Source organism: Shewanella abyssi (genome assembly GCF_023284025.1).
In the GTDB taxonomy this organism is placed as follows: domain Bacteria; phylum Pseudomonadota; class Gammaproteobacteria; order Enterobacterales; family Shewanellaceae; genus Shewanella; species Shewanella abyssi.
The window spans coordinates 193,727-213,438 of record NZ_JAKIKR010000001.1 but is presented as its reverse complement, the minus strand read 5'-3'; the positions used below and the strand labels follow the sequence as shown (position 1 = coordinate 213,438).

The following is a 19,712-nucleotide window of genomic DNA, read 5'->3' as shown; positions in this document are numbered from 1 at the left end:
TGCTATAGAGCTTCTATACTTAGAACTAAACTATTAAAAATATTATTAAATCTCTTTCCTAAAGCACATTTGAGATGAGAAAATGATTAAAATTAAGTCTAAAATTAAACTTGAATCTGCCCTATTGATAGCGTTTATCTTGCTCATTATCAGTGCGCACGTGAAGGCAATGTTAGATACTCGTGCAACAGTATCCAGCATAAAAACAGATAACCCTTCCGGCTCTTCTCTGGCAGAGAGATATCTAGTTCTTGGTGATTGGCCAGCTAGTCGACAAAATCATTTAGCTGAATTTGTTACTGAATTTGAAATAAACAAAAGAGTTAAAGAGGATAAAAAATAATGAAAAAGAAAGAACACTCTCTAGTTAGAGTCTTTTTTAGAACTTTTAGCCTATTATTACTTTTTACCATCATCCTGATAAATTATCGCAGCAGTATTCAGCCATACTCTTTTTTTTCAATCGCTAATGCGATGACACACATAGAGCCAAGGCATTTCAATAGTATAGGTTTAGTAAAGGACTTAGCTTACTTCGTCGGGATCCTCACGCTAATTCATATATTTTGGGCATTTGTGATTATAGTTTCTTTTCAAGCGATAAAAAACAGCAATAGAAGTGAACTTAATAATGACCTGTTTTGGTTGATTTTAGTGCTGTTACATCTTACGCTGGTCGTTTCACTCAACTCTCATTATTTCCCAACGTCTCTAACTTCATATTTCAGAGCTACAATATTATCCTCACCAAGCTCAATAGCTTTGCAATCTTTAGTGCTATTAACACTATTTATAATTGGATTAAAAAGGTCAAAACATAAGACAGTAGTCTCTATCACAACTATAGCTTTGACATCATTATGTCTGTACCCATTAATATCAAAAAACACAGATGAGTTCTTTTATAATGACAAACCCAATATAATAATTATAGGTATAGATGGTTTAAGACCAGACCATTTGAACTACGATAGTGCTCAATCAGACTATGCGCCATTTATTAATGCATTATTATCAGAGTCTCAGAATTATATAAATAGTTATAGTCCACAGGGAAGGACTTACGTAGCGTGGATGAGCATCCTAACAGGGCTTTACCCAAAAAATAATGGCGCCAGATTCAACTTGGCGCCTCCTGAGTTAATTAACAAGAAGCTTCCTTTAGTTGAAAAATTGAAGTCTAGAGGTTATCACACTGCATACGCAATGGATGAACGCCGTTTCAATCAAATAGATAAAGCCTATGGGTTTGATAGTGAAGTTGGTCCTATGATTGGAGCTGCGGATGCTTTTATATCAAGTTTCTCTGACTTGCCTTATATAAATTTGATGTTAAAACACCCTTATTCCAAATATTTATTCCCATATCTTTATAACAATAGAGCTTACGGAAAAACTTATAACCCGAAAGCATTCAATGATGAAGTGATAGAATCATTAAATACAAAAAAACCTAATTTCCTTGCTGTACATTTTTGTCAATTACATTGGCCATATACCTCGATAGATTTTATAGAACATACTCCAGAAGAATGGGAAGGGAATTACAGTCATTTCATGTATAAATCTATGTTGAAAAAAGTTGATGATCAATTACGTACTTTTTTCGAACAGATGAAGAATAAAGGATTCTTGAAAAATTCAATTGTATACTTAATATCTGACCATGGAGAAGGATTTAAGCTGAAACAAAGTAAACGTTTTACAACACCAATAAATGGGCCTGATACACAGTCGTGGGGACACGGGACGAATGTACTTGACCAGCAACAAGCAAAGGTCGTCCTAGCCAAGTTAAGATATAGAGATGACAAAGTCATTAATAAGCCGATCAAGATCGATGGGCTTTATTCATTGATCGATATCTTACCTAGCCTAGATGATGAGCTTAATTTAGACCTCATAGTTAAATTCGATGGGATCATTCTGCCTGATTTAACACTAGTTAAGCCTTCTAATCGGCATATTTTTGTCGAATCATCGCTGCCGTTAAAGTCTATTAATGCAAGCTTTGTAGATGAAAAAAAGGTTGTATCAGAAACAGCCAGTAGTTATGAAGTCCGGCCTTCAGGCAGAGCAGTTATGAAGCCTGAAGAATACAAGAATTTGCTATCGCGTAAACAACGCTCTATTTACCAAGGGGATTTTCAACTAGCAATGTTACCTGATAAAAACATGATAACTTTATTGAATTTTGATTCTAATGAGTTGAGCATTATTGCTGCTGATATTGAACCTAAAAGCGATAAGGTTAAGGCGTTGCTATTAAAGCTGTGTAATTTCTATAAAACTGATTACGGTTTCGATAGCGAAAATCGATGCAATGACATATCAGATAAAAGTGATGAGGACAATCATGGTTAGCAAAAATGCGGAGGACGGATTTTTATCGCTACGAGACGCCGATAGGGTTTTGGCTCTAATATTGGTTCTTTTCTCAATGTCGATTTTATTAATTGGTTATAATACATCTTTTAAAACAGGTCTTTACGTTACGATATATCAGATAACATTTATAGTTACCTATATGGTTTTATGCCACAAATTTGACTCATCACTATCTACAATTGTTAAAGGTACCATTTTAAAAAATAAATTAACAATAGTGGTTCTATTGCTCTATTCCCTCTATCTTACCTCATACCTCATCAATTTGACTGCAGTTAATTCTGAAACCCATAAAGTCGCAATGAGTTTAAGGTTTCTATTTTTAAGTTCGCATATATTTTTCACTTACGTACTGCTTTGCTTTTTTATAAACACAAGCAATAGAATAGCTAATACTTTTTCAGTCGTTCCCATTACCGTTATCATTATTATTATCTGTATTCTCCTAGTATATGTTTCGTTTGATTCACCACAGATAAACTTCACCATAACAACAATACCTTTTGCAACTAACATAAGACACCTTGGCTATATAGCAACCATTGGCTCTATCGTCGCTTCAATTAAACTACTCCTGTTAAGTAATCGAACAAAATATAAGTTAAATTTGCACATGGGCCTTTGGTCTTTGCTGCTTGCGTTAAATATCGCATTTTTATTTTGGCTTGGAGGAAGGGCTTCTATTGTCTCATATTTTTTCTCATTACTTACGCTCACTGTTATTTTAAAGTTTAAACATCAATTGAGTCTAAAGACCTTGCTGTACCTATTCTTTCTAATATGTCTAGGCATTGCACTTTCTACCGTTTTTTCCATCTATCCTTGGAATGGTATTTTAAGGGTACAAGAGTCATTACAAAACGTTTCCGACATCAATGACCTCTCATCAAATAGGCTGCAGATGTGGCAAAACAGCATCACTTATGGTTTAGAGAAAATGTGGCTAGGTCACGGACCGGACGCCTACCGTTTCATGCCGACTAAAACAGCTGGAGTTCAACCCCACAATATTTTTTTACAAGTATTTTTAGAAGCCGGTGTACTTGGTTTAATGGTGTTTTTGGTGATCTTACTAAGCACATTATTTAGAGCCATTTCATTAATATGGATAAGCACAGATATGAACCAAGACGAGAGTATATATATGGCTTTTGCCATTCTAGTCTCGCTAACAATTTATGGAACACTTTCAGGTGCCTATTACCATGCCCAGCCGCTATATTTTTTAATGATCTCTTTTGCTGCTGTTGGTAGTTTTTCAATTAAAAAGGACATAGTCTAAATGTTAGTTTTAACATTATTCTATTTCGTTATAGCGTTATAGCGTTATTTACAATGATAACTTTCAATATGGGGAAATCTTCAAGCTCATAGACCTAGACTTTATCTCATGACGCGTGAGATAGAGAGAATCTTCATCAATTTCAATATTTTAAAATTGGGATCGAGTACTTGCTGATACAAAATGCCTGTTTTAAACCCGGTATATGGTCAAGAATCAATCCTTACCAACATAGAGATGTTGCAGGAAGTCGAAAGGTGCAGGTAACGCTGCAACATCACAATTTCCAGGCAATAAAAAGAGCGCTATAAGCGCTCTTTTTATACAAGTTGTACTAACCGCTTAAGCTTCCGCAGTACGCTCAAGTTTTGCGTAGTAGAAACCATCAAACCCTGTTTCTGCTGGGCTGATGTTTTCATCTTCGATAAAGCTGAAGTGTTTGTTTGCCGCTAAAAAGGCATCAACTTGGTCGCGGTTCTCTTCAGGCATGATTGAGCACGTTGCATAAACCAAAATGCCGCCCACTTTCACCATTCTGCTATAGCTTTGTAAAATCTCTTTTTGCAGTGCTACTAATATAGGCAGTCTTTCAGGTGTGTCACGCCATTTTGCATCTGGGTTACGTTTTAGTACACCAAGGCCTGAACACGGTACATCGAGTAAGACACGATCAGCGGTCAATTTAAGGCGCTTAATCGTCTTGCTGCTAGCAATAATGCGTGTCTCAACATTGTGAGCTCCCGCTCTACGAGCTCGCTGCTTGAGGTTATCGAGTTTCCACTGCTCAACATCCATTGCGAGCAATCGTCCTTTACCCTGCATTTGCGCCGATATTGATAGCGTTTTACCACCAGCACCCGCACAAGCATCTACAACACACATGCCCGGCTTAGCACCAAGGGCGATAGCGATAAGTTGTGAGCCTGCATCTTGCTGTTCAAACCAGCCCTTTTTAAAACTCTCTGTTTTAAATAATGCTGAATCAGATACCACTTCTAAAGCAGTATCTACACCTTCTACCTCTTCGGTTTGGACCCGTTCATTACGTAGCTTCTTCGCCAAATCATCGCGAGTAGATTTTAGTGTGTTGACACGAATAAAACGTTTAGCGGGCTTAGTTAGCGCCGCACGTTCGGCAGGCCAACGGTCGCCCAACTGTGCTTCACCCATTTCATTCAACCAATCAGGACAGCCGTCCCAAAGTGCTGGTTGTTGGCGTGCTATCTCAGTTCGCTCAGCGAGAACCTTTTCATCTACCTGTAATGCATATTGCATTTTAGGTAGCGGTAATTGATGAAATAGGTGCCAGGCATTGAGCAGTCGAGAACCCATTCGAACCATCTCTTCAGGCTTAACGTCCGATAGATAACAATACAAATTTAAACGTCTTAAAATATCACCGGTGACAAAGGTGATACGTCCTAGCTCAGAAGACTCTAATTGTTGCCCTGAGAAATGTTGTGAATAAGCACGATCAAGAGGCTTGCCCTCTTTTAATACAAGGTCAAGAATACTAATCACAAGTTCAGTCGAGCTGGGAGATAAAGACGAATTTAGCATTTAAAAGTTACCGTAGAAAGAAATCGCAGCGATCATAGGAGCAAAGTGGCCAATACGCAAGTCAACTTAAGAAAAGCAGCAATAAAAAAGCGACTTAATTGAAGTCGCTTTTAAAATAACTGCTTTGAGTGAGGCTAATAGCAATTAATCTATAATTTGCAGCCTTTCGCACCGTAGTAGAGGATAAAGCCGTAACAGATGACCAGCAGAACAGATGCTTGCTGGATCCCCATATTGTCCGCAATAAAGGCACAATGGCACTACCTACACTTGCTAGCGCATCTAATGATTAACGTTTCAGCTCATAATCACTGCCATCTTTGGCAGTAAAGACTTGGTCGAGTACCGACGACGCTACCACGGTGTTTTCAACATTGACCAAGCTTATCCAGTACTGATGCCCTTCAACTAAAATATCTTCGATATTGGCGCAATCTTGAACGCCCTTTTCACTTATTCTGTCAAAAGTCAGTTCAACATGAACGCCATTGTCTTTAAGCAAAATAGCAGTAGGTTCACTCTTATGGCCGTTCAGTGCAACGAACTGTTTTGGACAACGCAGCCCTGTTTGGCTACCGTCTTTCATAAACACTAACAGTTGCTGGTAGTAAACGACATAACTACAGGCTTCTTTATGTGAACCTTGAGTGAGGGGAAACTTATCATCCAAGAAGGATTTGGCACAGGGTGTTGTGGTGTCGTTTGCTGCCTGGGTGACAACATTCACAGCAGCAAATTCTGAACCCATATATAGATTGTTCTCGTGGTTATTTGCAGTATTATTGATTGTTGATATATCCATAGCCCTGTCCTCATTCAATCCTAAAATAGGTCGTTCATCGTTGCTAACTTCATTTGCTTTCAAAAAACTTATTCGTTTTCTGATTGCTTGATTTGTAGTCTAGTGCAAATTTCATTACAATTTCACAATAAAAATTTTACAATGTGAATTTTACAATATGAAAAGTAATCAGAGCCTGATCAGAAAGTCACATTTTCTTGGAACCAAGATTAGAAACTTGCGTAAAAGAAATCACCTTACAATGGAAGATCTATCTGCCCGTTGTGTACGGGTCGATCCTGAGTCAGCCCCCTCTGTATCTTACCTTTCGATGATTGAGCGGGGTAAACGCGTACCTAGCGCAGGCATGCTAGCCGTCATCGCTACAGTGTTTCAAAAAGAGGTGGATTGGTTTCTCGATGATGTACCTGAAGACGACGCTATTACCCCTGATAAAGGTCGTCGTGGTGGTATAAGTGGTATGGCTTTAGAACCCAGTTTTCTGTTTTCCAGTGATATTTTACAGATTGCCATCCCAGAAATGCTGTCACAAACAGGCACAACAGGACGAGAATTTGCACATTTACTCATTCGTGCCCACCAAGAACACCATCAAAACCACTTCCCCGATCTTGAACGCGCTGCTGAAGAGATCGGCCACAAGCGCTTACCACTCGCCTTAGATGATATAAAAGACATTGCCAAATCATTAGGGCTAAAACTTAAATGGATAGACAGAACGCCACAAGAGGTCGTTGATGAAATGGGGGTTAGCACCGCTCATGTCGTCACCTCTTTTTTTGAACCACCTTCAACTATCTATCTGAACAAGATGCTCAAATCTTACCCTACACGACTTAAATACGACCTGTCAGTGCATATAGGGCATTGTGTATTACACAACAAAGATGGCTTAAAATGCGTGCTAACCGCAGGTAGACGCTACACAGCTGCCCATGAAGAGATTGCTGCTCCAGCATCATCGACTCTAAACGCGCAAGATATTCTACATGCCTGGCGAGATTTTGAATCTAGCTTCTTTGCCGGCGCATTACTGTGCCCTAAAGTGCCGTTTCGGCAGCTGCTTGACCGACATGGTTATGAAATTAACGTCAATAAAACGGTGGGGGTTTCTGCATCTGTAGCCATGCGGCGGATGACGGTTGTATCCCCTTATCCTCATTGGCATTACTTTGATGCCTATGCACCGGGTAAATTAAAAGCAGTATACCGTGGCAATGGTATTCCACTGCCTTGGGGCAACATGCGGGTGGTCGAAGATCCGTGTCAGCATTGGGCTGTATTTAGAATGATAAACGAGCCAAAAATCGGTACATCTGCGCAAATATCCATTTTGGATGTCGCACATGAACCACGGATCTATTGTTGTGAATCGATAAAAGTTGAGGACATGGCTGGTAACAGTCATGTGCTTTGCGCGGGTATCGACCTTAACCCTGCTATTGATGCCCAAGGCGGCGATGCTGCTTCTATTGCTGCGGATCTAAAACAAATCTGTGCATCCAACAGCGGCTCAGTAGAGATGCCTAAGCATATAAAGAAAAACCTCATGAGCGTCGCAAAAATTCTCAATATTAACTGGGTGGAACGCGGCATACAAAATGATGCACGGCTTATTTGTTCGCGCGGTGCAGTATGTCCAAGACAGCCTAGTTGTTATCAAGCAGGCAAAGCTTTATGTGAAGATGCTTAAAGTTGCTATTGCTTGCTAAGTAAGCCAAAAGCAATGGCATGCACAATAATGCATTGCTCTGAATAACCAAATTGAATTGAAAGCGTATCGTCGATAATCATGTCAGTTAATACGACGGTACCCTCAATTTTCTGCTTTGCATTATTAACCGCAAGCAAAGTGGATACACTTTCATCAATCGGCAGTAAATACAAAAACTGTGTCTGGCAACTTATCCCAACCACAGGCCCTAATTCTACCAATGATTCTTGATCTGCTGGTGCTTGATAGGTTTTACTGGTAAATGAACCATGGTTTGCAATATTACATCCAGACAAAATTAAAACCATCACAATTACAATCCGTTGAGCCTTGAAAATTTGGGTCATCTGCAGAAGCTCCGTTTATCAGGTGTTTCAATAGCGTTAAATACACAGCGTGAATACATATGTGTTGTGTTGTGCCAAATTTAAGCTCAAGGTTAACATGAAAGCCTACTTTTTTTCATACACGGCTTGTGGTGTGGTCAATAAAAGTAGGGGCGTTTCTAGCAATTCACGTTGTTCGCTTTCACCCTTTTATAACAAACATCAACCAAACTTGGCAAAAAAGTTAGCCTAGGAATTTGTTAATGACAGTGTCGTGACAGCGAAGTTAGCTAGCCAACTAAATATCATTCGGTTTGAAATGACAGAGCCCGCCAGTATCAAGCTAACGGGCTTTTGTTTTCTATTGCGATTCAATTGCTAATACTACGAGCTAACATCAGTTGCAATTATTCAGCCGATAAAAACGAGTTTAAGCTCTGTCGGATTGCAGCATTGCATATTGATACTCACTGCCCCATTGCCCTTTAAAGAAAATGTTATTAACAAAATGAGCTTCGCGGCGAAAACCAACCCTCTCTAACAATCTATAAGATGGATGGTTGTCGCAATCAGTGGTGGCAACAATGCGATATTTATTCATGGTATCAAACAGGTAATCAATAAAAGCGGCAACTGATTTTGCAGCAATACCCTTGCCTTGGTTTTCTGGTGCTAAGGTAAAACCAACCTCTACCTGCTCTGCATCAATAAAGTGTATCGCCAAGTCACCAAGTAAGGCGTTGCTCTGCTTGTCTGCAATCGCCAGCTGAAACCACTGCCCTACCGCACCAAATTCATGACCTTGCATTGAATCAAATAAGTGAGTGGCTTTCTCATAGGAATAATCACTCCAACTTTGGTATTTTGCCACATCAGGTACGGCGCGGTAGCGAGCAAAAATATGCAGGTCGTTTTGTTCAAACTGGCGAATAATGAGGTTGTCTAGCTCTATTAAGGTGGACATTTTTAGTTACTCTATGGCTAATTTAATCGACGGCGAGTTTAAATAAACGACTCTCTTCATCATATGCCGCTAATTTTTCGACTTTACTGAATAAAAAACCTAAACGCTCTAGTGTCTTTATCGATGCTTGATTGGACATCGACGTGACCGCAATAAACTCTTTGGCATTCAACTGTTGCTTGCCGTACTCCAGCACCGCAGTTGCCGCTTCTCCAGCGTAACCTTTCGACCTAAACATTTTAGACACCCCATAACCGAGCTCGAAGTCATCACGATAATCTCTGCGGATCAAACCACAGATCCCAATAGGCGTGCCGACTTCACGTAGCACAACTAGGAACATACCGTAACCGTTGTCGTGATAACTTTTAGTAAAGGTGTTAGCAATATACTCAATAGCTTGCTCTACGGTATAAACCTGCTTATCCCCGATCCCTTCGATGAAACTAGGCTCATTATAAAGCGCCATGATAAACTCAGCATCGGTTGAGGTAACTTCTCTCAAAATCAGTCGTTCTGTGGTAATTAACGCCATATAAATCCTTTTAGATGATAACGAAAAAGCTTAACTGCACGGTTAAGCGTAAAGTTTAGTTTTAGTTTTAGATTCGAGCTAGCTTATAGTGTCGATTTCATAATGCTGGGCTTTTCCGGCTATTGTGAGGGTAATTTCATCGCCTATTTCACGTGTCAGCAATTTTTGGCCTATGGGTGATTGAGGTGTTATCAGCATAAAACTGCCCTCTGCTGTCTGTACTTTTAAGCCCCCCCCGCTAGGACCCAAAAACAGTCGACTGAGTTTATCGTTTTCATCAATCAGCTCAACCAGATCACCTAACGCTACTTTTTTTTCAGCTTTAATGGATACATCTTGCAAAGCGCCAATAACGGCCTTTTGTTTCAGTACGCCAAACAACTGCTCATAAGCCAGCATATCGTCTTTGCATTGTGCCACTCTCACCGATTGTCCGTGAGCAAGATATGATGCTTCTAAGCCAAAAGTGTCGTACTTATTTTCAGCAACACTTTCGCTCCCAGTCGCCGTGTCATGGGCTCGCTTGGCCGCATCTACGGCATCTTGATAGGCCATAGTTAATGCATGTTGTACTGATTGTTCAATGGTGATTCTTGGTAACACTTAACGCCCTATTTAGCTGACTTCGATATCTTGACTGATTTTAGAAATCAGCTTGTTTAGATCTCTTTAAAGATTAGCAGCATAACATGCTTGATTAAGCTGACAAATTGGTTAACTTAGAGTAATAATTATTGCTATTTTTTATGGAATAGAACCAGCACAGCATCGCTCATTAATGATCAAGTAAGGATACTGATTGAATATTAGCCGTCAATATAAGTGTAGTTTTATCGCCCCCGCTAAAATGCTTGCTGTTGTCATACTTTCTAGCAGCGGAACTTACTGCTTTGCGCAAGATTTAGAACCGAGAAGTTACAGCAATATCCCTATTGGAATGAATTTCTTGGTGGTGGGTGCCGCCCATTCAGAAGGAGAGCTATCACCTGCTCCGTCGGTGCCGATTGAGAATGCTGATCTCACCATTAATGCGGGCGTTGTGGGTTATGCGCATACTTTCGCCTTAGCTGGGCGCTCCTCAAAAATTGACATGACGGCCAGCCGGATCTGTTATAAAGGCAGCGCCGACTTTCAGGGTGAACGTGTCAGTGCTGACCGTTGCGGTTATGGCGATCCAAACATTCGACTCTCATGGAACTTTTACGGTGCCCCCGCTCTCAAACCACAAGACTTTGCCGCTTGGCAACAAGGCTTCGTTGTCGGTACCAGTTTGCAGATCACCATTCCGGCAGGATCATATGAGAAAAATAAGCTAATAAATTCAGGCGCTAATCGCTGGGTGTTTCGGCCTGGGATCGGTATGTCTCACAAACTGGGGGATTGGTATTACGACTTAATCGCTTCAGTACGATTTTATGGCGATAACGATGAGTACTTTAACCGGGTGACACTACAGCAGGAACCACAATATACTGTACAGGGTCACTTAATTTATAACTTTAGTCGCGGCCATTGGTTGTCGCTCAATACTAATTTTTACTTTGGCGGTGAGACTCAGAAGAATGGTATCGATTCATTCGACTCCCAAGAAAACGTCCGTTTTGGCATTACCTATTCAGCGCCAATCAACAGAAGTAATAGTATTAAGCTGTATGCCAGTACCGGAGTGATCACTCAAATAGGCAGTGATTTCGATACCTTGGGTGCGGTATGGCAATATATTTTTTAACTGCTAGCCCATCTCTAGGATCTGGCTCAATAGTTCAGGCGCTTTATCCGCTCGCCTCCCTTTAAATTCAGTTAAAAAAAAGGGTTCAACGACTAACGTCACTGAACCCTTTTAAAGGATCTAAGCCGAGTTAGTCGATATCGTCAAAATACCAGTAGCCAGCATTCACCCAATCGGTTAATTGCTCAATGACTTCGCTATTGTCTAACCACGGGGTTAAATCTGCTAATGTGAGCTGCTGCGTATCGCAAAGCATGGCAATAAATGCCTCATTGCCCGCCGTTAACTGCTGTTGTTCACCATTGATATACAAAACACCGTCAGCAACGCTTGTTTCGAAATAAAGACAACGTAAACCACCCAATTTAATCAAAGGCTGCTGCTTTATCTGCTCAGTCACATCTAAGCTTTGAAACCCTAGAGGCTGTTCTGGTAAATCAAGTTCACACTTGGATTGTGTTAGGTAACGACCACTAAACTCACTGACTAACTTATCATCAAGCGTCGCAAACAGTTGTTGCTTAATTCGCTCGAGATCGGTGTTATTAACCACACCGGAATGTTCACTTATTACGCGATCTGGATCGGCAATCTGTTCATTACACAGATCATTATCAATGATATGGTCAGCCATCGCGCTAACCATATCTTTTGCTGAAGCGGTTCTGTAACCGACTGAGAAACTCATTGAAGGCTCAATAGTCACCCCATCATGTGGGTATCCTGGCGGTAAATACAAAATATCACCCGGCAGCAGTTCAACATCAATGATAGGATCGAAAGCTTCTGTATGGAGCAAAGCTGGATGCGCCGCAAACTCTTTATGTGGGCCAAGATCACCCACTCTCCAACGACGTCGACCAGAACCTTGGCAAATAAACACGTCGTACAGATCGATATGAGGCCCTACTCCGCCGCCAGGTGTGGCATAGCTAACCATTACGTCATCTAAGCGCCATCGAGGAATGAAATCAAAACATTGGATAAGCTCTTCTGCTTCAGGTACCCAGTTGTTAAGTGCTTGCACAATTAACGTCCAGTCTTTCTCGCCAAGCTCTTCATAAGATTCAAATGGGCCAAACTCAGCTTGCCATTCATCATTTGCTTTAAACACCCGGCGCGACTCAACCATCTCATCGCAAGCAAGCCCCGCCATCTCTTCTGGTGAAAGCAGATCCTTAAAGTTTTTAAAGCCTTGACGGATCACCAGTGGTTTCTTCTGCCAATACTGCTCAAGAAACTGTTTTGGCGTTATACCATTTAAATCTAATTGCATATTTATCACTCACTATAATTTGCAGCGAGTCTAACAAATATTAGCATTTAGTAATTTGGTCAAGATCATAAAATTGGAGATCTGTGGTCTTAATAGCGCGATTAAGCCTGCGTACTCAATAAACTCAACATTTGCATTGACTCACTTCGCTGTGGAACTACAATAACCGCAAACTTAATAGGGCTCGTAGCACTTTGGCACACTTTTCAACCACAGCAGATCCTCAGCAAATAACAACCGAAATTTCAAGCAAAGCCAATACGGTTATCGTGCTGGATTTCGAGACTACCGGCTTATCGCCTAATCAAGGTGACCGCGCTATAGAGATTGGTGCGGTGATGTTAAAAGACGGCATTGTTATTGACCGGTTTCAACAGCTAATGAACCCAGGGTTTCGTGTTAGTGGCTTTATCGAGAGCTATACCGGCATTAGCAACCAAATGCTCAGTGGGGCAGCGCCTTGTGATGAAGTGATGGATCAATTTGCCGACTTTATCGCAGATTATAATCTGGTTGCTCACAATGCCTCTTTCGACCAACGTTTTTTAGACGCCGAACTTAAATCAATAGGTCGTGACTATCGCGGTGAGTTCGCATGCTCGATGCTAATCGCCAGAAGACTTTATCAAGATGCACCTAATCATAAACTTGGCAGCTTAATACACTATAAGCAGATTGAACATGATGGTGTATTTCACCGCGCGTTAGCGGATTCAGAAATGACGGCGGATCTATGGTTAGTGATGCTCGATGATCTTAAACAAGATCATCGCATTCAAAATCCTGAATTTACGTTAATGCAAATGATCACCAAACAAAGCAAAGCCAACGTCAATAGATATCTCTCTAGCTACGGACGCTAGTTCTCAGAGAGCTAGAGGGAACTAAAACTTTAGCCATTACCAGTGGCTTCATACTGCTGCCTGTGCTGGCTTACCTCTACCGTTGAATGCGCTATGCCAAAGCGCGCTTTCAACAAGGTTTTTACTGCTATTGGTGGATTTGCGAAACTAGCCACTGGAATGTCGTCATGCCCGATGACGGCAATATCCCTCTTAAATCCCTAGCTCGTCAAACAGATCATCTGCACTGGCACTCATTTGAACATCTTTTTGTTTATTTTGTGCTGGCTTTGAAACACTGCTATGACCATGTTCAGCTAATAGGTCGTCTAGGTCGAAGTCTTCATCGGCATCAAAATCGGTTAGCTTAATAAACTCCGTTTTATCCATGGCGAACTCAAGATAAAAAATATGATTATTTTGCGTTTTGAAAGACACTCTTCTTGCCACAGCTTCATCAAGATTGGTATCTACCGAAATGGTAAGCTCTTTATTAATCGTCAACATTTTTGGCTGACTTTGACTAATCGACGTTTGAAGTTCTTTACTAATTTTATTGATGAAATCGCCTAACATCTGATTCATCAGCTCACCCATGACATTACCAACTTCATCTGATGTATGTGAGAACGCCAATTCAGACTCAGGCATGCCCATATTAATCATATATTTGCGATAAATTTCAATTGCAGCTGGTGCCGAAAAATTGATAACAACGAGCCCAGAAAAGCCACCGTCAAATATTGAAAAACAACCTAAATCAGGTTTTAAACAAGTACGCGTGATGGATTGCACCATCCCAGCGTGCGTGATCTGGCTATTAGTGGTGCTAGAGAGCACATGAGAGACTGACAAACACAGCTTGCGTAATATGTCATCAGTCGTTACAGATTCTTGCGTTGTTAGCATAATTAAAACCTTTATTATTGTAATCGTTTCATAGTGCCGCAAACCGATAACAAATCAAAGTAAAAACATGGCAAAAATGGCTATTTCAGCAGCGTTTGCTCAGACATTAGACTAAATCATTTAGTCTAAAATAAAAGTTCAGCCAGCCAACCGAGTCCAGTCGCAGCTTGTGGAAAAAATGTAAATACCAAAGGGGCTAAAATATACAAGAAACTGAATGAGAAAAAGACTAGATGAAGTTAACATTTTTAAAATAAACATACTGTTAGTGGTTCAGTTTGTTGCTAATAACAGTTACATTCAACTTACTCTTTTTTTAGTAGAGCGACGCTATAATGATTGCCCTTTTAAGACAACTGACCATCCTCCAACGTCTCATATTAATGCTTATGCTAGCAGCGATTGGAACGGTATGTTTTGCTAGCTTTTCGATAAACGAGCAATATAACAATCTTGTCACACAGAAATGGCAACAAAATGATGCGCAGCTAAACACAGTGATGAGTGTTATTGAAGCCCATAGGATCCAAGTTGGTAATGGTGACATCACGGAAAATAGTGCGAAGGCACAAAGCGCTAACCTTATTAGCCAGATACATTTTGGCGATGATGGCTACTTCATCTTACTCGATAAAGAGCAAACTATTTTAGCCCATGGCGCTAGCCAGCAAGCGATCGGTAACAACGTTTCCAGCATTAACCAACCAGGTAATGAAACGACATTATCTGCCATCGTTGCTGCCGCAAAAATTAATGGACTGGCCAAAGGCGAAGTAAACTTTCTCAATCCAGAAAACCGCCAAATCGAAGATAAATTACTTGAGGCTAGATATTACCCTGCGTGGAATTGGACGCTAATTACCGGCAGTTTTAAGAGCGAAATAACAGCGGTGATGTATTCAATAGCTATTGATTATCTAGTCATTATGTTAATGATATCTATCCCAATATTCACTTTCTTTATTGTGCTTAACCTGTCGATTACCACTCCGCTAAAAGCGGCTATCGCCGCAATGAAAGATATAGCACAAGGTGAAGGTGACCTCACTAAAAGATTACCAACCAAGGGTAAAGACGAAGTGGCAGAGCTGGCAGAGGCTTTTAATCTGTTTGTGATAAAAATTGCAGATACGGTAGCGCAACTACAACCGCTAGGAAAAAATCTTGATGACGACGCAAGCCGTTTACTCAATGCGGTAGAGGAGTCAAATAGCAGCGTTGATCACCTCCATCAAGAAACCAGCAGTGTTGCTACAGCAATCAACGAGATGCTATCAACCACCCAAGAGATGGCGACCAACACAAGTCAAGCTGCAGATGCTGCTAACAGTGTAAAGCAGCAGGCTCAACTTAGCATGGAGAAGATGGATAACACCTTAGACAACACCCAGCGCTTAGTCGAAGAGCTAAAAACATCTGAGCGAATAACCCATGATCTTGGCACCTCTTCACAACAAATTGGCAGCATATTAGATGTGATTAGGGGTATCGCCGACCAAACCAACCTACTCGCGCTAAATGCCGCGATTGAAGCTGCACGTGCAGGTGCCCATGGTCGTGGATTTGCAGTCGTCGCCGATGAAGTACGTGCGCTAGCAAATAGAACTCAAGACTCGACTAATGAAATTCAAAAAATCATTACCGAAATACAGACCGGCGTTAGCTCAGTAGTTTCCAGTAATGAGCGCACGCAGCAGCAATCAGTGCAGGTTCAAAGCCAAGCAAAGGGTGTGGGAGATTCCCTCGGTGAAATTCTAGCCTTAATCGCCCATATTAGTGATATGAACACACAGTTAGTCAGTGCAACAGAGGAGCAATCTCTGGTCACTGAAGAGATTAATCGTAATATTTGCAGTATCACAGAGCTTACCGAAGTCTCGGTTAAGGCCAACGAAAGTAACCGAAATGCAGCTATGTCACTACAATCCATTAGTAAAAACTCGGCTAAAACCTTAAGTCAGTTTAAGGTTAGCTAAGCGATTATATACCCATCCTACCTGAAGATGCATGATTCAGTGGGAGTTTAATGGGCTTTAATCAATAACACAGAGTAAAGCCCATTAAAACCCATCGTAGAAGGCGTTGTGCAAGCACACTTCGTTGTTGCACTAACTTAAAAGGGAATGACCATTTCTACGTTAACGCGCCTAGAATTGAACTCGCACAACGCCTCTGAAACGAGCATTTTCAAGTAGGATGGGTATCGATTAAATAGGGCCATAATTTGCCCCTTTTTCATTATTCAAACTATGTTAAGCTAAATTCAATTCGGAAGTTCTATAAAAACGGAATTGATTTATGGCACACATGACCTTAGCGATTCATCCGCAACTTTTTACCATTCACAGTCTCGCCCCAGACAGTGTTGTGCCAAGTGCTATTTTTCAGCAAGAGATCTACTTTATTGGTAAAACAGGTGGAGAGCTGTCAGTCGTCGTAAGTTCAACATTCGAAATGGACAGTCTTGAGCAGGAAGACAACTGGCGATGCCTCGAGGTAATAGGCCCGCTGGGGTTTTCCATGACGGGTATTTTAGCAAGTGTATCTGGCGCGTTAGCAGCGCAAAAAATTAGTATCTTTGCCATTTCAACATTCGATACCGACTATATTCTAGTCAAAAAAGACACCTTGGCCGAAGCCAGCAAAGCACTCAAGAAAAAGAACTATCAAATCATTGAATATCAGGGTTAGTCCTTTACCGAGCCTTGTATACGTGAAGGACTCGCTTTTTGCCTTTTGACGAGAATATCTCATGTACCAAAAAACCGTTACCATTACAGCCAAGCATGGCATACACACTCGCCCTGCGGCGCTATTAGTCAAAAAAGCTAAATCGTTTGATTGCGATATCATCGTTGAATGTAACGGCAAGCAAGCTAGTGCCAAGAGCCTTTTTAAGCTACAAACACTGGGGCTTTATTTTGGCATCGAAGTCAAAGTTATCGCCCAAGGCGAGCTAGCTCAACAAGCCGTTGAAGAAGTTTCTGAACTACTGATCACACTTAGCTAAAAGGCCTCATCATGTCGATTAAAGGTATTGTTGTTTCGTCAGGTATCGCGTTTGGTCGAGCTCTACACCTCAACCTTCACCATGAAAAAATTGACTATCGACGGGTATCCCCAGCGCAAATCCCCAATGAGCAACGAAAGCTAGAGCAGGCATTCAATAAGCAAAAATGCCATTTAGAAGAGGGGCTAGCAAAGCTTGAAGTGGGTACTGAACATTACGATCTTATAGAGGCAGACATACTGTTTCTTGATGATGAGTCGTTGCTAGAGGTGGTGGTCAATGAAATTAGTCAGTTACAAATTAATGCTGCTGTAGCCATTGAAAGAGTCTTTTCTGATCAGGCTGCTGAAATGGAGCAACTAGAGGACCCCTATTTAGCCAACAGAGCACAAGATGTGATGTGCCTCGGAAGCCGTTTAATCGCCAGACTCAGCGGCGCGCAACACCTAGATCTCAGCCAGTTAACCGAAGCAACGATTATTTTGGCCCATGATCTGACCCCCGCTGAATTTGCAATGCTACCGCTACAACACATAGCGGGCTTAGTACTTAACACTGGCGGGCTAACAAGCCATACCGCCATTTTGGCGCGCAGCGCTGGGATCCCAGCGCTGTTAAGCTGCCGCTTCGAACGTTCACAAATTAATGATGGTGATGCTGTTGTACTCAATGCTATCGACGGCGAGCTTCACCTAAAACCTACAGCTGAAACCGTCGCAAGACTGACCCATCTACGCCAACAAGACGAAGCGCATAAGCAACAACTCTTGCTGCTGAAAGATCTTCCAACCACAACCCTTGATGGGCACAGTGTCGGATTACTGGCGAATGTAGGCAGTTTAAACGAAATAAGTCATCTTACCGATGTGGGTGCTGAAGGGATCGGCCTGTTTCGTACCGAGTTCATGTTGATGAATAGCAGCACCATTCCAAATGAAAAAATACAGTATCACTTTTATTGCGACGCACTGCATCTGATGGATGGGAAAACCTTCACCATACGCACGCTAGACGTCGGTGCAGATAAAGAGTTACCCTGCCTAAACCCCACATGTGAGGACAATCCAGCATTAGGGATCCGCGGGATCCGTTATACCTTCGCTCATCCAGAAATACTCACCACCCAACTAAAAGCTATTTTGCGAGCATCGAATCATGGGCCTATTCGGCTGATGTTCCCGATGATCAATCAAGTTGAGGAGTTAGACACACTCTTTGAATTGATTGAACAATGTAAAAGCCACTTAAACGAAGAGGAAAAAGGCTATGGTGAGCTAAGTATTGGCATTGTCGTTGAGACTCCTGCTGCGGTGATCAATCTGGAATCAATGCTGCCAAGGCTTGATTTTATCAGTATAGGAACTAATGACTTAACACAATATGCAATGGCAGCGGACAGAACTAATCCACAACTAACACGAGACTACCCTTCACTTTCACCCGCTATTTTAACCTTGATTCAAATGTGTATCGACACTGCAAAGCAACACGATGTAAAAGTCTCTCTTTGTGGCGAACTGGCCAGCGATCCTATCGTTGCACCGTTACTCGTGGGTATGGGGATTGATGAACTAAGTGTAAATTTAGCCTCATTGTTGGAGGTAAAGTCTGCGATCAGAGCGATTAGTTATAAGGCGTGTATAGAGATGGCTAAACGCGCTCGCAAAATAAAAAGAATCGAGGAATTAAATCTTTATCTAACAGGTCTTAGTTTATAGAGATATAATAACTGCAGTCTAATTTGAATATAATAATGATTCCAAGGGGCAAATAGATGGGATTTTTAAGCCGCATTAGACGTCTTATTTCCGGACAAACAGACATCGCGGGCAGCGTAAATGTATATGCACCCGTATCCGGCAAGATTGTTGCTATCGAAAAAGTACCCGACGCCGTCTTCTCAGAAAAAATTGTCGGTGATGGATTAGCCATCGAACCCACTGGGCAGCATATTGTTGCGCCTATAGATGGCACTATTGGAAAAATATTTGAGACAAACCATGCCTTTAGTATTGAGTCTCCACAAGGACTAGAAATTTTTGTTCACTTTGGGATCGGCACGGTCGAGCTCAGAGGTAATGGCTTTAAACGTCTCGCAGCAGAGGGGCAAGAGGTCAAAATGGGCGAACCTATATTAGAGTTCGATATCGAGTACCTGAAAGAACATGCTGATAGTTTATTAACACCTGTACTTATCGCCAATATGGAAGATGTACAAGGGTTGGATAAAAAACAGGGCAACTTAGAAGCGGGTAAAGACGTTATCTTTTCAGCGATGCTCTAATTAAAGAGCATATTGGCTATCTGGTCATAGTTTTTGGTTGCGATAAGCTCAATTGCCGTTTTAATCTATCAAAAAACGAATGAAAAGCAGC

General features: G+C 41.4%; 19 protein-coding genes. 11 read left to right on the top strand and 8 right to left on the bottom strand.

Annotation, left to right across the window (positions count from 1 at the left end; all coding sequences use genetic code 11):
- Positions 1 to 82: 82 nt before the first annotated feature.
- Genes L2755_RS00925 through L2755_RS00915 form a run of 3 tightly spaced genes read left to right on the top strand, consistent with a single transcriptional unit; the run spans position 83 to position 3,670 of the window.
- Positions 83 to 343, top strand: a complete 261-nt coding sequence (locus tag L2755_RS00925; protein WP_248978864.1) for a hypothetical protein — start codon at positions 83 to 85, stop codon at positions 341 to 343.
- Positions 343 to 2,364: a sulfatase-like hydrolase/transferase gene (locus tag L2755_RS00920; RefSeq protein ID WP_248978863.1), complete on the top strand. Its 2,022-nt coding sequence runs from the start codon at positions 343 to 345 to the stop codon at positions 2,362 to 2,364. The genes L2755_RS00925 and L2755_RS00920 overlap by 1 nt, the downstream gene beginning before the upstream one ends.
- The gene (locus L2755_RS00915; protein WP_248978862.1) at positions 2,357 to 3,670 is read left to right on the top strand and encodes an O-antigen ligase family protein; all 1,314 of its coding nucleotides are present in this window, start codon (positions 2,357 to 2,359) and stop codon (positions 3,668 to 3,670) included. Before L2755_RS00920 ends, L2755_RS00915 begins: the two co-directional genes overlap by 8 nt.
- A 342-nt stretch (positions 3,671 to 4,012) precedes the next feature.
- On the opposite strand, the gene L2755_RS00910 is transcribed toward L2755_RS00915, so the two are convergent.
- Together L2755_RS00910 and L2755_RS00900 are read right to left on the bottom strand one after the other, a co-directional pair.
- Positions 4,013 to 5,230, bottom strand: a complete 1,218-nt coding sequence (locus L2755_RS00910) for an RsmB/NOP family class I SAM-dependent RNA methyltransferase (protein WP_248978861.1) — start codon at positions 5,228 to 5,230, stop codon at positions 4,013 to 4,015.
- Positions 5,231 to 5,519: 289 nt separating this feature from the next.
- Positions 5,520 to 6,032, bottom strand: a complete 513-nt coding sequence (locus L2755_RS00900) for an aldolase/citrate lyase/malate synthase family protein (RefSeq protein ID WP_248978860.1) — start codon at positions 6,030 to 6,032, stop codon at positions 5,520 to 5,522.
- Positions 6,033 to 6,189: 157 nt separating this feature from the next.
- Here L2755_RS00900 and L2755_RS00895 point away from each other — a divergent pair, with 157 nt between their 5' ends.
- Positions 6,190 to 7,725, top strand: coding sequence for a DUF3612 domain-containing protein (locus tag L2755_RS00895; protein WP_248978859.1), 1,536 nt, complete (start codon positions 6,190 to 6,192; stop codon positions 7,723 to 7,725).
- Between the two features lie 5 nt (positions 7,726 to 7,730).
- Here L2755_RS00895 and L2755_RS00890 read toward each other — a convergent pair whose 3' ends face one another.
- The 4 genes from L2755_RS00890 to L2755_RS00875 form a co-directional block, all read right to left on the bottom strand.
- Positions 7,731 to 8,093, bottom strand: coding sequence for a hypothetical protein (locus L2755_RS00890; protein ID WP_248978858.1), 363 nt, complete (start codon positions 8,091 to 8,093; stop codon positions 7,731 to 7,733).
- Between the two features lie 409 nt (positions 8,094 to 8,502).
- The gene (locus L2755_RS00885) at positions 8,503 to 9,036 is read right to left on the bottom strand and encodes a GNAT family N-acetyltransferase (RefSeq protein WP_248978857.1); all 534 of its coding nucleotides are present in this window, start codon (positions 9,034 to 9,036) and stop codon (positions 8,503 to 8,505) included.
- Between the two features lie 22 nt (positions 9,037 to 9,058).
- Entirely contained in the window at positions 9,059 to 9,571 is a 513-nt protein-coding gene (locus tag L2755_RS00880; RefSeq protein WP_248978856.1) for a GNAT family N-acetyltransferase, read from the bottom strand.
- A 78-nt stretch (positions 9,572 to 9,649) separates the two neighbouring features.
- Positions 9,650 to 10,174, bottom strand: a complete 525-nt coding sequence (locus tag L2755_RS00875) for a GreA/GreB family elongation factor (RefSeq protein WP_248978855.1) — start codon at positions 10,172 to 10,174, stop codon at positions 9,650 to 9,652.
- A gap of 196 nt (positions 10,175 to 10,370) precedes the next feature.
- Between L2755_RS00875 and L2755_RS00870 the strand changes: the two genes are divergently transcribed.
- Complete coding sequence (locus L2755_RS00870) at positions 10,371 to 11,300, top strand: transporter (RefSeq protein ID WP_248978854.1); 930 nt, start codon at positions 10,371 to 10,373, stop codon at positions 11,298 to 11,300.
- A 130-nt stretch (positions 11,301 to 11,430) separates the two neighbouring features.
- Here L2755_RS00870 and L2755_RS00865 read toward each other — a convergent pair whose 3' ends face one another.
- Positions 11,431 to 12,576: a ribosomal protein uL16 3-hydroxylase gene (locus L2755_RS00865; protein WP_248978853.1), complete on the bottom strand. Its 1,146-nt coding sequence runs from the start codon at positions 12,574 to 12,576 to the stop codon at positions 11,431 to 11,433.
- Positions 12,577 to 12,770: 194 nt separating this feature from the next.
- Between L2755_RS00865 and L2755_RS00860 the strand changes: the two genes are divergently transcribed.
- Complete coding sequence (locus L2755_RS00860) at positions 12,771 to 13,439, top strand: 3'-5' exonuclease (RefSeq protein WP_248978852.1); 669 nt, start codon at positions 12,771 to 12,773, stop codon at positions 13,437 to 13,439.
- A gap of 192 nt (positions 13,440 to 13,631) precedes the next feature.
- On the opposite strand, the gene L2755_RS00855 is transcribed toward L2755_RS00860, so the two are convergent.
- Positions 13,632 to 14,327 carry a DUF3334 family protein gene (locus L2755_RS00855; protein WP_248978851.1) on the bottom strand — a complete coding sequence of 232 codons (696 nt, stop codon included), beginning with the start codon at positions 14,325 to 14,327 and terminating at the stop codon, positions 13,632 to 13,634.
- A gap of 335 nt (positions 14,328 to 14,662) precedes the next feature.
- Between L2755_RS00855 and L2755_RS00850 the strand changes: the two genes are divergently transcribed.
- The 5 genes from L2755_RS00850 to crr all read left to right on the top strand — a co-directional run bounded on the left by L2755_RS00850 (position 14,663) and on the right by crr (position 19,621).
- Positions 14,663 to 16,303 carry a methyl-accepting chemotaxis protein gene (locus tag L2755_RS00850; protein WP_248978850.1) on the top strand — a complete coding sequence of 547 codons (1,641 nt, stop codon included), beginning with the start codon at positions 14,663 to 14,665 and terminating at the stop codon, positions 16,301 to 16,303.
- A 322-nt stretch (positions 16,304 to 16,625) separates the two neighbouring features.
- Positions 16,626 to 17,018, top strand: coding sequence for an ACT domain-containing protein (locus L2755_RS00845; protein ID WP_248978849.1), 393 nt, complete (start codon positions 16,626 to 16,628; stop codon positions 17,016 to 17,018).
- Positions 17,019 to 17,079: 61 nt separating this feature from the next.
- The gene (locus L2755_RS00840) at positions 17,080 to 17,337 is read left to right on the top strand and encodes an HPr family phosphocarrier protein (protein WP_248978848.1); all 258 of its coding nucleotides are present in this window, start codon (positions 17,080 to 17,082) and stop codon (positions 17,335 to 17,337) included.
- Positions 17,338 to 17,348: 11 nt separating this feature from the next.
- The gene (gene ptsP, locus L2755_RS00835) at positions 17,349 to 19,055 is read left to right on the top strand and encodes a phosphoenolpyruvate--protein phosphotransferase (RefSeq protein WP_248978847.1); all 1,707 of its coding nucleotides are present in this window, start codon (positions 17,349 to 17,351) and stop codon (positions 19,053 to 19,055) included.
- Between the two features lie 56 nt (positions 19,056 to 19,111).
- Positions 19,112 to 19,621: a PTS glucose transporter subunit IIA gene (crr, locus tag L2755_RS00830; protein WP_248978846.1), complete on the top strand. Its 510-nt coding sequence runs from the start codon at positions 19,112 to 19,114 to the stop codon at positions 19,619 to 19,621.
- Positions 19,622 to 19,712 lie beyond the last annotated feature (91 nt).

Coding starts and splice junctions, on each gene's coding strand:
- L2755_RS00885 (WP_248978857.1), bottom strand. CDS start 9,036: ATGTCCACCTTAATAGAGCTAGACAACCTCATTATTCGCCAGTTTGAA.
- L2755_RS00845 (WP_248978849.1), top strand. CDS start 16,626: ATGGCACACATGACCTTAGCGATTCATCCGCAACTTTTTACCATTCAC.
- ptsP (WP_248978847.1), top strand. CDS start 17,349: ATGTCGATTAAAGGTATTGTTGTTTCGTCAGGTATCGCGTTTGGTCGA.
- L2755_RS00880 (WP_248978856.1), bottom strand. CDS start 9,571: ATGGCGTTAATTACCACAGAACGACTGATTTTGAGAGAAGTTACCTCA.
- L2755_RS00850 (WP_248978850.1), top strand. CDS start 14,663: ATGATTGCCCTTTTAAGACAACTGACCATCCTCCAACGTCTCATATTA.
- L2755_RS00855 (WP_248978851.1), bottom strand. CDS start 14,327: ATGCTAACAACGCAAGAATCTGTAACGACTGATGACATATTACGCAAG.
- L2755_RS00915 (WP_248978862.1), top strand. CDS start 2,357: ATGGTTAGCAAAAATGCGGAGGACGGATTTTTATCGCTACGAGACGCC.
- crr (WP_248978846.1), top strand. CDS start 19,112: ATGGGATTTTTAAGCCGCATTAGACGTCTTATTTCCGGACAAACAGAC.
- L2755_RS00920 (WP_248978863.1), top strand. CDS start 343: ATGAAAAAGAAAGAACACTCTCTAGTTAGAGTCTTTTTTAGAACTTTT.
- L2755_RS00900 (WP_248978860.1), bottom strand. CDS start 6,032: ATGGATATATCAACAATCAATAATACTGCAAATAACCACGAGAACAAT.
- L2755_RS00840 (WP_248978848.1), top strand. CDS start 17,080: ATGTACCAAAAAACCGTTACCATTACAGCCAAGCATGGCATACACACT.
- L2755_RS00865 (WP_248978853.1), bottom strand. CDS start 12,576: ATGCAATTAGATTTAAATGGTATAACGCCAAAACAGTTTCTTGAGCAG.
- L2755_RS00910 (WP_248978861.1), bottom strand. CDS start 5,230: ATGCTAAATTCGTCTTTATCTCCCAGCTCGACTGAACTTGTGATTAGT.
- L2755_RS00925 (WP_248978864.1), top strand. CDS start 83: ATGATTAAAATTAAGTCTAAAATTAAACTTGAATCTGCCCTATTGATA.
- L2755_RS00895 (WP_248978859.1), top strand. CDS start 6,190: ATGAAAAGTAATCAGAGCCTGATCAGAAAGTCACATTTTCTTGGAACC.
- L2755_RS00890 (WP_248978858.1), bottom strand. CDS start 8,093: ATGACCCAAATTTTCAAGGCTCAACGGATTGTAATTGTGATGGTTTTA.